This window comes from Roseivivax halodurans JCM 10272 (assembly GCF_000521785.1).
In the GTDB taxonomy this organism is placed as follows: Bacteria; Pseudomonadota; Alphaproteobacteria; order Rhodobacterales; family Rhodobacteraceae; genus Roseivivax; species Roseivivax halodurans.
Genome location: NZ_JALZ01000036.1, coordinates 1 through 12,976, shown reverse-complemented (window position 1 = coordinate 12,976; position 12,976 = coordinate 1). Strand labels below are relative to the sequence as shown.

The window sequence follows — 12,976 nt, the reverse complement described above, 5'->3', positions numbered from 1 at the left end:
CACCGCGCCATAGTCGCGTGCAAAGGTCAGAGGAGATTTCCCATGCGCGACGACATCGTCATCCTGTCGGGTGCCCGCACCGCCATCGGCACCTTCGGCGGCAGCCTCGCCGGCACGCCGCCGATCACCCTCGGCGCCACCGTGGCCAAAGCGGCCCTGGAACGGGCGGGGATCGAGGGCGGGCAGATCGGCCACGTCGTCTTCGGCCATGTGATCAATACCGAGCCTCGGGACATGTACCTCTCTCGCGTCGCGGCGATGGAGGCCGGAATTCCCGAGACGGTGCCCGCGATGAACGTGAACCGGCTCTGCGGGTCGGGTGCGCAGGCCATCGTCTCGGCAATCCAGTCGGTCGCGATGGGCGACGCCGATTTCGCGCTCGCCGGCGGCGCCGAGAACATGTCGCGCTCGCCCTACATTGTCCCCGACCAGCGGTGGGGTGCCAAGATGGGCGACATCAAGACGCTCGACATGATGCTCGGCGCGCTCAACTGCCCCTTCGGCACCGGCCATATGGGCGTCACTGCCGAGAACGTGGCAAGCGAGCACACGATCAGCCGCGAGGATCAGGACGCGTTCGCGATGGAGAGTCAGGAGCGCGCGGCCCGGGCGATCTCGGAGGGGCGCTTCGCCGACCAGATCGTACCCGTCGAGGTGCGGGTGAAGCGCGACACGGCCCTGTTCGAGACCGACGAGCACCCCAAGCAGACGTCGATGGAGAAGCTCGGCGGTTTAAAACCGGTCTTCCAGAAGGACGGCACGGTGACGGCGGGCAATGCGAGCGGCATCAACGACGGCGCGGCGGCCCTGACATTGGCGACAGCGGACGCGGCCGAAAAGGCCGGCGCGACGCCCCGCGCCCGCATCCTCGGCTATGCCCATGCGGGCGTTCGCCCCGAGGTCATGGGCGTCGGGCCGATCCCGGCGGTCGAGGCGCTGCTCGAAAAGACGGGTCTATCCGCCTCGGACTTCGACGTCATCGAGTCGAACGAGGCCTTCGCCGCGCAGGCTATCGCGGTCAACCGCGCGCTCGGCCTCGACGCCGCGACGGTCAATCCGAACGGCGGCGCGATCGCCCTCGGCCATCCGGTCGGCGCCACCGGCGCGATCCTGACCGTCAAGGCGCTCTACGAGCTCGAGCGCACCGGCGGCAGGCGCGCGCTCGTGACGATGTGCATCGGCGGTGGACAGGGTATCGCCCTCGCCTTCGAGCGGATGTGAGTGCCGCCGCCGGTGAGCCTCCGGCGGGGATATTTGCGTCAAGGAGAAGATCCGAGCGCGAGACAAGTCACGCCGCGCGCTCGGCCTCCCAGAAACCCGGATAGCGCGTCACGAAGCCGCTCGGCTCGACCAGCATGTCGGTTGCGAACCCACTCTGCTCTGCGCTGTAATGGACGAGCCCTCCGCGGCCCCGCACATAGCGCTGGTCGAGGCGCTGCAGGGCGCCGTCCGGGTCGGGGAGCCAGGCCGCGGCGGCGTCGATGCCGCCGATTTCAGGCAGCCGGCGGAGCGGCATGAGGTTCGTGGCCGGGGAAAAGCCGAAATCGACATCCGTCGCCCCTCGCACCTGCGGCTGGACCACCCCGCCGAGCGTCCAGTCCTCGCCTTCGCGCCCGATCGACAGCGCCACCCGAGCATCGCGCCAAAGGCCGGAGACGCTCGCCCCGAGCGTTTCCCATCCGGGCCCGCAGCGTACGACGTATTCGAGGGCGCTTGCGCCTTCCGCCTCGCGGAACCGCGCATGGCCAATCAGCATCCAGCCCCCCGGCTGCCGGACCAGCCGGCAGGTGTCGCGCCCCTCGCGGTCGAGCGCACGCCAGCGGATTTCGGCCTCGGTCTCGCCGCTCATAGGGGGCGGGCCGGAACGGAGGATCCGAGCGCGACATTGGCCTCGGCCACCGGCGCGGACAGAGTGAGGCGCATGGACGCTGCCATCCCAGCCGATGTCGGGATCGAAAGAACGCGTGGCATGCCATCCTCCCCAAAGTCCGATGCCTTGCCAGCGTGCCATGTGCCGCAGCGGGCGCGCAACGCTTTCGCGAGCCCGGCCCGCGTTAAATCGATCTTCACTCGGCGGGCGGCAGAAAGCGGTCGGACGGTCGGAGGTCTCGATGGAGCTTGCCAAGCGGCTGGCAGAGGAACGGCGCGCCCGGCTGGCCGCCGAACAGCTTCTGGAGCAGAAACGCTCCGAGCTGACCGACGCCAACCGCAAGCTCGGCCTTCACGCCCGCACCCTCACCGAGGAGATCACCGAGACCCGCGCGCGCGTGGCCACGGTCGAACACGAGAACATGCGGTTCCGCGCCGAGCTCGGGCAGGCCCAGCACAAGATCGCGACGATCGAGGCGCAGCTCTGGCAGGCCTTGGGTTCGATCCGCGACGGGTTCGGCCTCTGGAGCGCGACGGGCCGACTGGAACTGGCGAACCGGGCCTACCTGGCGCTCTTCGACGGGATCGCGTCAGCCGGCATCGGCGCGCATTACACCCATCTCGTGGATCTGCTGGTGGAGGAGGGCCTCGCCGATCTCCAATCGGACCCGGAGGAGGCATGGCGGGCGCGCGTTCTTGCCGCCTGGGAGGCGGAAAGGCCTGAGCCGGTCACGATCCGCCTCTGGGACCGGAGTTTCGTCAAGTTCCTCAACCGGCGGCTGCCCGATGGCGGCGTGATCAGTCTCGTGATCGACATGACCGACCTCATGCGGATGTGGTCCGCGGTGCAGGAGATGCCCGACGGCTTTGTCCTCTACGACGCCGAGGATCGGCTGGTGACCTGCAACGAGCCCTACCGCACGATCTATGCGGACAGCGCCCCGGCCATCGTGCCCGGCGCCGCCTTCGAGGATATCCTGCGCTACGGGCTCGACCGGGGCCAGTACAGGGAGGCCTTGGGGCGCGAGGAGGAATGGCTGGCCGAGCGCCTGCGCCTTCACCGTGCACCCGAGACGCGCGTCGAGCAGCAGCTCTCCGACGGGCGCTGGCTGCAGATCTACGAAAAGCAGACGAGCGACGGCGGGCGCGTCGGGTTGAGGATCGACATCACCGAACTCAAGCGCGCGCAGGACGAGCTGCAGATGGCGACGGAGCGGGCCGAGGAGGCGAGCCGCGCCAAGTCGGCGTTCCTCGCGAACATGAGCCACGAGATCCGCACGCCGATGAACGGCGTCGTCGGCATGTCGGAACTGCTGCTCGAGACCGAACTCAGCGAGGATCAGCGGCTCTATTCGGAGACGATCCGCAGCTCCGCCGAGTCGCTTCTGGTGATCATCAACGACATCCTCGACTATTCGAATATCGAGGCCCAGAAAGTCGTGCTCCGCTCCGAGGCTTTCGATCTCGAGCGCATCGCGCACGACGTCTTCATGCTGGTCCAGCCGGCAGCGCGGGACAAGAAGCTGGCGCTCCTGATCGACTACGACATGCTGCTGCCGACCCGCTTTCTCGGCGACGCGGCGCGCCTCCGGCAGGTGCTGATCAATCTTGTCGGGAACGCCGTGAAATTTACGCTCCAGGGACAAATCCTCATCCGGGTCACCGGTGTGGTGGAGAACGCCAGCGCGGCGATCCACGTCGCGGTCGAGGACACGGGCATCGGCATCGCGGCGGACAAGCTCGGCGAGATCTTCGGCGAATTCAATCAGGTGGAGGACGCCCAGAATCGCCGGTTCGAGGGCACCGGGCTCGGCCTCGCGATCACGCGGCGGCTGGTGGAGCTGATGAGCGGCACGATCTGGGTCGAGAGCCGCGAGGGGCGCGGCTCCTGCTTCGGCTTCCGGCTCGAACTGCCGCTGGCCGAGGATCCAGCTCCCGCACGCGAGACGCTCCCCGTCACGCTGCGGCGGGCTCTGATTGCCGAGCCGAACCGGATGAACCGCGATATCCTGACCAAGCAGCTGGGCTTCTTCGACATCGCATGCCGGCCCTGCGAGACCGGCCGGAAGGCTCTGGAGGCGGCGCGCGACTGGAACGTCGCCATCATCGCGCGGGGCCTGCCGGACATGCGCGGGGAGGATCTCGCCCGCCGATTCCGGACATCGGGGGCCGGCGCGCCGATCATTCTGCTGGCGGGCCCCAGCGGCGAGGCACCTGCGGTCGACACAACGCTCGTGCAGGCCGTCCTGCCGAGCCCGACGCCGCGCCGCGCCCTGCTGCAGGCGCTGCAATCTCTGTCGGCATCCGCACCGCCACCGGCCGCCTCCCCGCGCGCACCTGCGCCCGTATCGCTCGATCAGGGCGATCTGCCCCCCCTCGACGTTCTCGTGGCGGAGGACAACCGCACGAACCAGCTGGTCTTTCGCAAGATGGTCGAGGGACAGAGACTTGCGCTACGGTTCGCCGCCAACGGGATCGAAGCGGTCGCCGCTTTCGGCGATCGAAGACCCGATCTCGTCTTCATGGACATCTCCATGCCCGAGATGGACGGCAAGGAGGCGACGCGCCGTATCCGCGCCATGCCCGGCGGCGCGGACGTACCGATCATCGCCGTGACCGCCCACGCGATGGAAGGCGACCGAGAGAGCATCCTTGCCGAAGGTCTGACCGACTACCTGACCAAGCCCCTGCGGAAGGATGCGCTGCTCGGGATGATCAGGCGCTACGGCGCTCAGGCCGCCGGGCGCACGAAGACCGGCCGATCCGGCTCGGACAGCTCCTCGCTCCAGGCATAGCCGCCGGTGTCGAAGGCGCGGATCGCGTCGGGATCGGTCAGACGGTGCTGCACGATGAAGCGCGCCATCGCGCCGCGCGCCTTCTTCGCGTAGAAGCTGACGATCTTCGGCGTGCCGTTCCTGTCCTCCATGAATTGCGGCGTCACCACCCGCAGCTTCAGCGCCTTTTGCGGGACCGCGCCGAAATATTCCTGGCTCGCACAGTTGATCAGGGACTCCGTCCCGACCTCCGCGGCCTGCGCGTTCAACGCTTTAGCGAGTTGATCCTGCCAGTAATCGTAGAGCGACCGGCCCCGCCGCGTCTTGAGCTTCGAACCCATCTCGAGCCGGTAGGGCTGGATTGCGTCGAGCGGCCGCAGGAGGCCGTAGAGGCCCGACAGGATCCGCAGGTGATTTTGCGCCCAGTCGAGTTCCTCGGGGTCGAGAGACGAGGCTTCGAGCCCCTGATAGGTATCGCCCGCAAAGGCGAAGGCGGCGGGACGCAGATCCACCGGGCCGGGCTCCGCCGAGAAGGCCTTGAAGCGGTCGTGGTTGAGTTTCGCCAGCTCGTCCGAGAGGTCCATCAGCGATTTGAGATCCCTGAGCGGAAGGTTCCGCGCCGACTTGGCCAGCCGCAGCGCGTCCGCCTCGAAATCGGGCGAGGTCGTCCCGATCCTGCGCTCCGTCCAGTCGAGCCGCTTCGCCGGCGAGATCACGATCAGCATCTGTCCGTCCTTCTTCCTGTCCCCGGACGCACGGTCTAGGACGGATCGACGCGGAGGCAAAGCGCGCCACGGCGTCGCGCGCCCCTCGCCCCCGTCGCGGCTCCGGCCTAGCTATCACGGCATGACCGATGCCTCGCTTCCCCGCCGCGCAACCTATGCGCCACACCGCCAGCTCTCCGGCCCGGCCTGCGCCCGCCCCTCGGCCCGGCGGCTCGTGATCGGCATCGCGCTCGTGGCCCTGCTGACCTTCCTCGGCGGGCAGGCGGTCCTGGTGATCATCGGGCTCACCAGCGCGGACGGTCTGGGGCCCACCCTGTCGCGCATCGCCCGCGCCGACACACCGTTCGGCCTGCTCGCCATGCTCTTCTCGATGGGCATTCTCGGCCTCGCCACATTCGGGGCCGCACGGCTGGTGCAAAAGCGCGGTCCGCTGAGCCTGATCGGCCCGCCCGGACCGGCGCTCCGCCAGTTCGGCCGGGTCTTTCTCGCCACGAGTACGCTCAGCGCCATCGGCCTCGGCCTTCTCGCGCTCTCCGGCGAGACTGTGGCACCGGGTCTGCCGCTTGCCACCTGGGCCATGCTCCTGCCGATCTCGGCGCTCGCCATCCTCGTGCAGACCGGCAGCGAGGAGATCTTCTTTCGCGGCTACCTTCAGAGCCAGCTTGCCGCCCGGTTCCGCTCGCCGCTCGTCTGGATCGTCCTGCCGTCGGTGATCTTCGCGCTCGGACACTATGCCGCCATGTACGGCTCGAATGCCTGGCTGATCGCGCTCTGGGCCGGGATTTTCGGCCTCGTCGCGGCCGACCTCACCGCCCGCAGCGGCACCCTCGGCCCGGCGATGGCGCTGCATTTCGTCAACAACGCGACCGTTCTCCTCTTCGTGTCGATGCAGGGGCAGATGTCCGGCCTGGCGCTCTACCAGTATCCCTTCTCCCCGCGGGAGGCCGAGATGGTCGCGAGTGCGTTGCCGCTCGACTTCCTCTCTCTCCTGCTCGGCTGGGGCGCGGCGCGGCTCGCACTTCGGGTGTGATTGCATTTGCCCCGCGCCCGGCATAGGTGGAGGCGCGACGCGGCAGGCTCAGGAAGACGGCATGAACTGGATCTCGAACTACGTCCGCCCGAGGATCAACTCGATCTTTTCGCGGCGCGAGGTGCCCGAGAATCTCTGGACCAAATGCGACGCCTGCGGGACGATGCTGTTCCACCGAGAGCTCGGCGACAACCTGCATGTCTGCTCGAATTGCGGGCATCACATGGGGATCACCCCGCGCAAGCGCTTCAAGGCGCTGTTCGACGGCGGCATGTTCTCCGAGATCGCCGTGCCCGAGCCGGTCCACGACCCGCTGCAGTTCCGCGACCAGAAACGCTATCCCGACCGGATGAAGGCAGCCCAGAAGGCCACCGGCGAGAAGGAAGCGATGCTCGTCGCCATGGGCGAGATCGGGCGCACGCCGATCGTCGCCGCGGCCCAGGACTTCTCGTTCATGGGCGGCTCGATGGGGATGTTCGTCGGCAACGCCATCATCAAGGCGGCCGAAGAGGCGGTGCGGCTGCGCCGTCCCCTCGTGCTCTTCTCCGCCGCCGGCGGCGCGCGGATGCAGGAGGGGATCCTGTCGCTCATGCAGATGCCGCGGACGACCGCGGCGCTGCAGATGCTCCGCGAGGAGGGCCTGCCCTATGTCGTGGTGCTGACCCATCCGACCACGGGGGGCGTGACGGCTTCCTACGCGATGCTGGGGGACGTGCAGATCGCGGAACCCGGCGCGCTCATCTGCTTCGCCGGCCCGCGGGTGATCGAGCAGACGATCCGCGAAAGACTGCCGGAGGGCTTCCAGCGCGCCGAGTACCTGCTCGAGCACGGCATGCTCGACCGCGTGACCGACCGCCGCAAGATGCGAGACGAACTGATCGTCCTCCTGCGCATGCTGATGGACATGCCTCCGGCCGTCTGGGGTGAGTTGCCCCCGCCCGAGAGCATCGTCGAGGACTGGAGCGAGCAGGACGCCGAGGCGCAGGCTCTGCCCGAACCGAAGAAGGCCAGCGCCAAGGAATGACGGGCAACACGTCCGACCACATCCTGCAGAGGATGATGGCGCTGCACCCCAAGATCATCGATCTGACGCTCGACCGCGTGTGGCGCCTGCTTGAAAAGCTCGGCCACCCCGAGCGCGAGCTTCCCCCGGTGATCCACATCGCGGGCACCAACGGCAAGGGCTCGACCCTCGCGATGACACGCGCGGGGCTCGAGGCCGCCGGCAACCGCGTCCACGCCTACACCTCGCCGCATCTCGCGCGTTTCCACGAGCGCATCCGTCTGGCGGGCGATCTCATCTCCGAGGACGCGTTGACCTCGCTCCTCGACGAGGTGCACGCAGCGAACGGGTCGGACCCGATCACCTATTTCGAGATCACCACCTGTGCCGCTCTGCTCGCGTTCTCGCGCGAGCCTGCCGACTACGTGCTGCTCGAGGTCGGCCTCGGCGGCCGGCTCGACGCGACGAACGTGATCGAGAAGCCCGCGGCGACCGTCATCACGCCCGTCGCGCTCGATCACCAGCAATATCTCGGCGAGACGTTGGCCGAGATCGCCGGCGAGAAGGCGGGCATCATCAAGCGCGGCTCGCCCTGCATCGTCGGTCCGCAGGTCGAGGACGCGATGGACGTCATCGAGGCGCGGGCCGAACGCCTCGGCGCGCCGCTTCTCGCCCGCGGCCAGCATTGGCACTCGCACACCGAACATGGGCGGCTCGTCTTCCAGGACGAGACCGGACTGCTCGACCTGCCGATGCCGGCGCTGCCCGGGTTGCACCAGATCGACAATGCCGGCGCCGCGCTTGCGGTGTTGCGCTATCTCGGCATCGGCGATGAGGCCTGCGAGGCGGCGATGACCCGCGCGGAATGGCCCGCGCGGATGCAACGTCTCCGGCGCGGACCGCTGGCCGAGACCGCGCCGGCGGCCGAGCTTTGGCTCGACGGAGGGCACAACCCGGCCGCGGGCGTCGCGATCGCCGCACATCTCGCCACCCTTCCCGAGCGCCCGACCTACCTCGTCTGCGGCATGCTCAACACCAAGGATGTCGCCGGCTTCCTCGCACCCTTCGCCGGACAGGCCGAGCGCCTGATCGCCGTGCCGGTCCCGGGCGAGGCCAACACCCTCGCTCCAGAAGAGACCGCCGGGATCGCGGCACGCGTCGGTCTTCCGGCGGAAACCGCCGCCACCGGCCTCGACGCCCTGCGCATCGTCTCCCGGGAGCGTCCGGATGCGCGCGTTCTCTTCTGCGGGTCGCTTTACCTTGCGGGAGCCATCCTGCGCGAAAACGGCTGAGAGCTGACGCCGATCAGCCGCAAGACGCTGATTAGACTCGACTTTCTGCTTCCAAATATTGAGGGCGCGGTCTTTAGCTCGCCTCTAGATCGAGTGCAACACTATATGTTGACGGATTTCCGTCACCGTGGCATATCTAGGACAACTTGAGTGAGAGCGACCCAAAGCGCGACCACTCTTGGGGGACGACGACGATCAAAAGACAAGCAGGCACGTGCTAGCCGGGCATCGCGTCCGGGACCTGGTCGTGTCGTCCTCACTTGAAGGGACGGTGACGGGACAACGATCCCATAAGCCGGCAACGACAGGCGGAACGCCGATCGGGCAGTGGACTTTGCGGAGCCTCAGGGCTCCGTTTTCTTTTTCGGGACGGCCTGCCCCCATTCGTCCGACTGCATCTCTATGAGGCGACTCGCCGTACGCTCGAACTCGAACGCCCCCGGCCCCTCGACATAGAGGTAGTCGGGCGAGGCCGCGGCCGAGACGATCAGCTGCGTTCCGGCCTCGTAAAGCGCGTCGATCAACGTCACGAAGCGTTTGGCTTCGTTAAAGTTTCCGCGCCCGAGGCTCGGCACGTTCTCAAGCACGAGGATATCCACCTCCTCGGCGATTTTGAGGTAATCCGCCGCCCCGAGCGCCTTGCCGCAGAGATCGTAGAACCGCGCCCGCGCCGCCCCGTTCGCGTAGCGCGGCAACTCCACGGTGCGCCCCTGAACCGTCAGTTCCTTCGGGGCATCGTCGCCGCCCGAGATCTGCTGCCAGATGTCCTCGATCGCCTGCCGCGCCTCGGCATCGTTGGGGGTGAAATAGGTCTCGGTCCCGGCCATCCGCCCCTGCCGGAAGTCGCGCTCGGCGGCGAGTTCCTGCACCACCATGCGCTCCTTCAGTATGTCGATGAAGGGCAGGAAAAGCTGCCGGTTGAGCCCGTCCTTGTAGAGATCGTCCGGCACCCGGTTCGAGGTCGTGACCACCACGCATCCGGCATCGAAGAGCTTCTCGAAGAGCCGCCCCACGATCATCGCGTCGGCAATGTCGGTGATCTGCATCTCATCGAACGCGAAGAGTTTCACGCTGTCCGACACCCGCTTTGCGACGGGCTTGATCGGGTCCTCGGTTCCCTTCTGCCGCTCGCGGTGCACGCCCTGCTGCACCTCCTGCATGAAGGAGTGGAAATGCACCCGCCGCGCCGGCACGTCGAGGCTCTCGACGAAGAGGTCCATCAGCATCGACTTGCCGCGGCCGACGCCGCCCCAGAGGTAGAGTCCCTTCGGCGGCGGCGGCGCCTTTCGAAAGAGCCCGCCCTTCCGCGGCGCGTCGAGCTCCGCGCGGATCCGTTCGAATTCGGGAAGCGCCGCGCGCTGCGCGGGGTCCGGCTGCAGCGATCCGTCCCTGACCCGCGCCTCGTAGAGCTCGGGCAGCGTGTCAGACATTCGGCTCTCCCTGCAGCCCCAGAATGCGGCGGAAGCCGGTCCAGTAGCCTGGCAGGCGCGGGGGCTTCTGCAGCCCCGCGAGCGCCTCCTCGGTCCAGGGCTCCATGCGCCGCCGGGCGAACCCGCGTGCCCAGTCGAGGTAATCCTCGGCATATTCCGGACGGAGGCGGCAGGCCGACCCGACGAGCCCCACCAGCGTCGCGGGCGGCGAGTACCATTCGTCCTGGATGCCCGTCACGCGCCGCTGCATCAGCGGGCCGACCATACGCATCAGCGTCTTGTCGGAGAATTGCAGCAGCACCCGCCCCATTTCCTCGCGCGTATAGTGGATGAGCGGCGGGAAGGTGTCGAAGAAGACCGCGCGTCCGTCGACAATGGCGAAGTTGCGGATCGACGGATGGAAGCCGATGCGGTCGTCCGTGCCGTCGACCGCGTGCCAGAAATCCGCGATCACCTGACCTGCAGCCTCCATCATCGCCAGCGTCTCCTGCCGGCCCGCTGTCTGCATGCGCGGCCGCATCAGGCTGTCGTCCGGCAGGGCCTCCTGCACGATCACCGGAACACGGGTGCCGTCCGCCTGCTCGATCAGGTGGAAGACGGTCTGCGGCAGAGGCACGCCCGCCGCGGCCAGCGCGGTGACATAGGCATCGTGCGCTGCGGCGAGGCGGTCGAGAGCCGTGTCGTCCTTGAGCCCGCGATAGACCTTGATGACCCGATCCGAATAGGGGCCCTGGGCCGGGCGGAACGGCGCACAGAAATAGCCGAGACGCGAGATCGTGCGGCCCCGAGCGGCCTCGTCGGCGCGGATCAGCTCGCGGAGGGGGTCGGCTTCGGTCATGCAGGCTCCTGTGTCTTGGCGGTGGGTCTAGCCGCTCGACAGAAGCTCCGCCACCTCTGCAGTCAGTGCGTCCACTTCGTCGCGGGCCGGGCTCTTGGCCCCTTCGGCCGCGCCGCGTCCCCGGCCGAGCGCCTCGGCGTAGATCACGCGGTTTGCAATCTGGGTAACGGCGATCCGGGCCATCAGTTCCGCTGCCTTTTGGGTCACCTCGGCCCCGAGCCGGGTATTCGCACGGGCGCGGTTGAGCACGATGAGCGCCTCCTTCCCCTCGCGCCGGGCAAGATCGAGCACCCCCTCGGTGGCCCAGAGATCGACGTGACTCATCGACACCGGCACCACGACGAGGTCGGCGCAGCGCAGCGCCGGACGCAGGTCGCTGTCGGCCTTCGGCGGCGTGTCGACGATGACGACGTCATGGGACGAGGCGAGCTTGCGGGTCTCGTAGGTGATGCCCCAGGCCGACGAGGTGGAGAACTCCATGTCGGGCTCCCCCTCGCCTGCCTCGAGCCGCGTCATGAACCAGCGTCCGAGGCTGCCCTGCGGATCGGTGTCGACCACCGCCACCGTGCGGCCCTGACGCAAAAAGCCCGTGGCGAGGTTCGCGGCGAGCGTGGTCTTGCCCGATCCGCCCTTCTGCTGTGCGACGGTCACGACGTATCCGGCCATGCTGAAACGACCCCTTCCCGATGCTCCTGCCCTGCGCGGCATCATGCACGGGGGGCGGCAGACTGGCCAGCCGGCGACGGAGGAAACTTTACGCAGCCTTAACCTTGCTGACCGAAGGATCGGGGCCGGGGGACCCCGTCATGCGGATCATCGCCTTGCTGGCGGCGCTACTGGCGCTTTTCGGGACAGACGCGCGTGCCGCGGCGTGGCCGCAGGAGCGCGGCGCCTGGTTCGCCTCGCTGACCACGCAGCTCAGCTGGCCACAGGATATCACGACCTGGGTCTCGACTGCGCCGACCGGGCGCTTCGATGCGCTCTACCTCGAATACGGTGCGACCGAAAAGCTGACCCTCGGCCTCGATCTCGGCCGGTCGGTGTCGGGTGGCAGCAAGACCGTCGCCTTTCTCCAATACCCGACCCTCCCCGATGCCTCGGAGCTCAAGGCCGCGGTTCAGCTCGGCATCGGCCAGATCGACGGGCGGCAGGTGGTCCGGCCGGGGCTGCTTCTCGGCCGCGGACGCGAGGGCGGCTGGATTGCGGCCGACCTGCTGATCGAGCAGCCGGTGACCGGCGATCCCTTCGACGTCAAGCTCGACCTGACCTGGGGCCTCAACCTCGCGAAGGATCGCAAACTCATCCTGCAGGTGCAGACCGGACGGGCCGCGGGCGATATGGGGTTCGTTCGGCTCGCCCCCTCCCTCGTCGTTCCGCTGCGCGGGTCCCTCTCGACGGAGATCGGCGGGACCTGGGGCCTCGCCGGCGACGGCAGCATGGGCCTGAAGCTCGGGATCTGGGCGCGATTCTGACGCGCGGAGAGCCCGTGATGCCGCATTCGCAGGTTGCGGCACCTTCGGCTTTGCCCCAGTCTCCGCCGCAAACGGATTATCGGAGGGACCGATCATGAAGACGCGCGCGGCGGTTGCGATGGAGGCGGGAAAGCCGCTGGAGATCATGGAGGTGAACCTCGAAGGTCCGAAGGCGGGCGAGGTCCTGATCGAGGTCAAGGCGACCGGCATCTGTCACACCGACGAGTTCACCCGGTCGGGCGCGGATCCCGAGGGGCTCTTCCCCTCGATCCTCGGCCACGAGGGCGCGGGCATCGTGCTCGAGGTCGGCGAGGGCGTGAAGAGCGTCGTGCCCGGCGACCACGTGATCCCGCTCTACACCCCCGAATGCCGCGAATGCGAATATTGCCTCTCGGGCAAGACCAATCTCTGCCAGGCGATCCGCGGCACGCAGGGCAAGGGCGTGATGCCCGACGGCACCTCGCGCTTCAGCCTCGACGACGGCACCGTGCTGCATCACTACATGGGCTGCTCGACCTTCGCCAATCACACGGTCCTGCCCGA

Annotated in this window: 13 protein-coding genes; 7 read left to right on the top strand and 6 right to left on the bottom strand. The window is 68.0% G+C overall.

Annotation, left to right across the window (positions count from 1 at the left end):
• The first annotated feature begins 42 nt into the window (after positions 1-42).
• Entirely contained in the window at positions 43-1,221 is a 1,179-nt protein-coding gene (locus OCH239_RS18100; protein ID WP_037265860.1) for an acetyl-CoA C-acyltransferase family protein, read from the top strand.
• A 67-nt stretch (positions 1,222-1,288) separates the two neighbouring features.
• Here the strand turns inward: OCH239_RS18100 and OCH239_RS18095 are convergent, their stop codons facing one another.
• A complete protein-coding gene (locus tag OCH239_RS18095) occupies positions 1,289-1,849 on the bottom strand; it encodes a putative glycolipid-binding domain-containing protein (RefSeq protein ID WP_037265857.1) in 561 nt (186 codons plus the stop codon).
• A complete protein-coding gene (locus OCH239_RS23790; protein WP_280111443.1) occupies positions 1,846-1,971 on the bottom strand; it encodes a hypothetical protein in 126 nt (41 codons plus the stop codon). The genes OCH239_RS18095 and OCH239_RS23790 overlap by 4 nt, the downstream gene beginning before the upstream one ends.
• Before the next feature lie 140 nt (positions 1,972-2,111).
• Between OCH239_RS23790 and OCH239_RS18090 the strand changes: the two genes are divergently transcribed.
• Positions 2,112-4,664 carry a PAS-domain containing protein gene (locus OCH239_RS18090; RefSeq protein ID WP_051489600.1) on the top strand — a complete coding sequence of 851 codons (2,553 nt, stop codon included), beginning with the start codon at positions 2,112-2,114 and terminating at the stop codon, positions 4,662-4,664.
• On the opposite strand, the gene yaaA is transcribed toward OCH239_RS18090, so the two are convergent.
• Positions 4,601-5,368, bottom strand: coding sequence for a peroxide stress protein YaaA (gene yaaA, locus OCH239_RS18085; protein WP_037265854.1), 768 nt, complete (start codon positions 5,366-5,368; stop codon positions 4,601-4,603). The genes OCH239_RS18090 and yaaA overlap by 64 nt on opposite strands.
• Before the next feature lie 121 nt (positions 5,369-5,489).
• On the opposite strand from yaaA, the gene OCH239_RS18080 reads away from it, so the two are divergent.
• The 3 genes from OCH239_RS18080 to OCH239_RS18070 all read left to right on the top strand — a co-directional run bounded on the left by OCH239_RS18080 (position 5,490) and on the right by OCH239_RS18070 (position 8,693).
• Positions 5,490-6,398 (top strand): CPBP family intramembrane glutamic endopeptidase, encoded by a 909-nt coding sequence (locus OCH239_RS18080; RefSeq protein WP_037265852.1) that lies wholly within the window; start codon positions 5,490-5,492, stop codon positions 6,396-6,398.
• A gap of 61 nt (positions 6,399-6,459) precedes the next feature.
• A complete protein-coding gene (gene accD, locus OCH239_RS18075) occupies positions 6,460-7,422 on the top strand; it encodes an acetyl-CoA carboxylase, carboxyltransferase subunit beta (RefSeq protein ID WP_037265849.1) in 963 nt (320 codons plus the stop codon).
• Positions 7,419-8,693 carry a bifunctional folylpolyglutamate synthase/dihydrofolate synthase gene (locus tag OCH239_RS18070; RefSeq protein WP_037265847.1) on the top strand — a complete coding sequence of 425 codons (1,275 nt, stop codon included), beginning with the start codon at positions 7,419-7,421 and terminating at the stop codon, positions 8,691-8,693. Before accD ends, OCH239_RS18070 begins: the two co-directional genes overlap by 4 nt.
• A 344-nt stretch (positions 8,694-9,037) precedes the next feature.
• On the opposite strand, the gene zapE is transcribed toward OCH239_RS18070, so the two are convergent.
• The 3 genes from zapE to parA are packed head-to-tail and all read right to left on the bottom strand — an operon-like array spanning position 9,038 to position 11,627.
• Positions 9,038-10,123, bottom strand: a complete 1,086-nt coding sequence (gene zapE, locus OCH239_RS18065) for a cell division protein ZapE (protein ID WP_037265846.1) — start codon at positions 10,121-10,123, stop codon at positions 9,038-9,040.
• Positions 10,116-10,961, bottom strand: coding sequence for a DUF6206 family protein (locus tag OCH239_RS18060; RefSeq protein ID WP_037265844.1), 846 nt, complete (start codon positions 10,959-10,961; stop codon positions 10,116-10,118). Before OCH239_RS18060 ends, zapE begins: the two co-directional genes overlap by 8 nt.
• Before the next feature lie 27 nt (positions 10,962-10,988).
• Positions 10,989-11,627 (bottom strand): ParA family partition ATPase, encoded by a 639-nt coding sequence (gene parA, locus OCH239_RS18055; protein WP_037265842.1) that lies wholly within the window; start codon positions 11,625-11,627, stop codon positions 10,989-10,991.
• Between the two features lie 140 nt (positions 11,628-11,767).
• Between parA and OCH239_RS18050 the strand changes: the two genes are divergently transcribed.
• Positions 11,768-12,433, top strand: coding sequence for a hypothetical protein (locus tag OCH239_RS18050; RefSeq protein ID WP_037265891.1), 666 nt, complete (start codon positions 11,768-11,770; stop codon positions 12,431-12,433).
• Positions 12,434-12,527: 94 nt separating this feature from the next.
• A partial coding sequence (locus tag OCH239_RS18045) for an alcohol dehydrogenase catalytic domain-containing protein (protein ID WP_037265840.1) occupies positions 12,528-12,976 on the top strand: 449 nt, incomplete at its 3' end.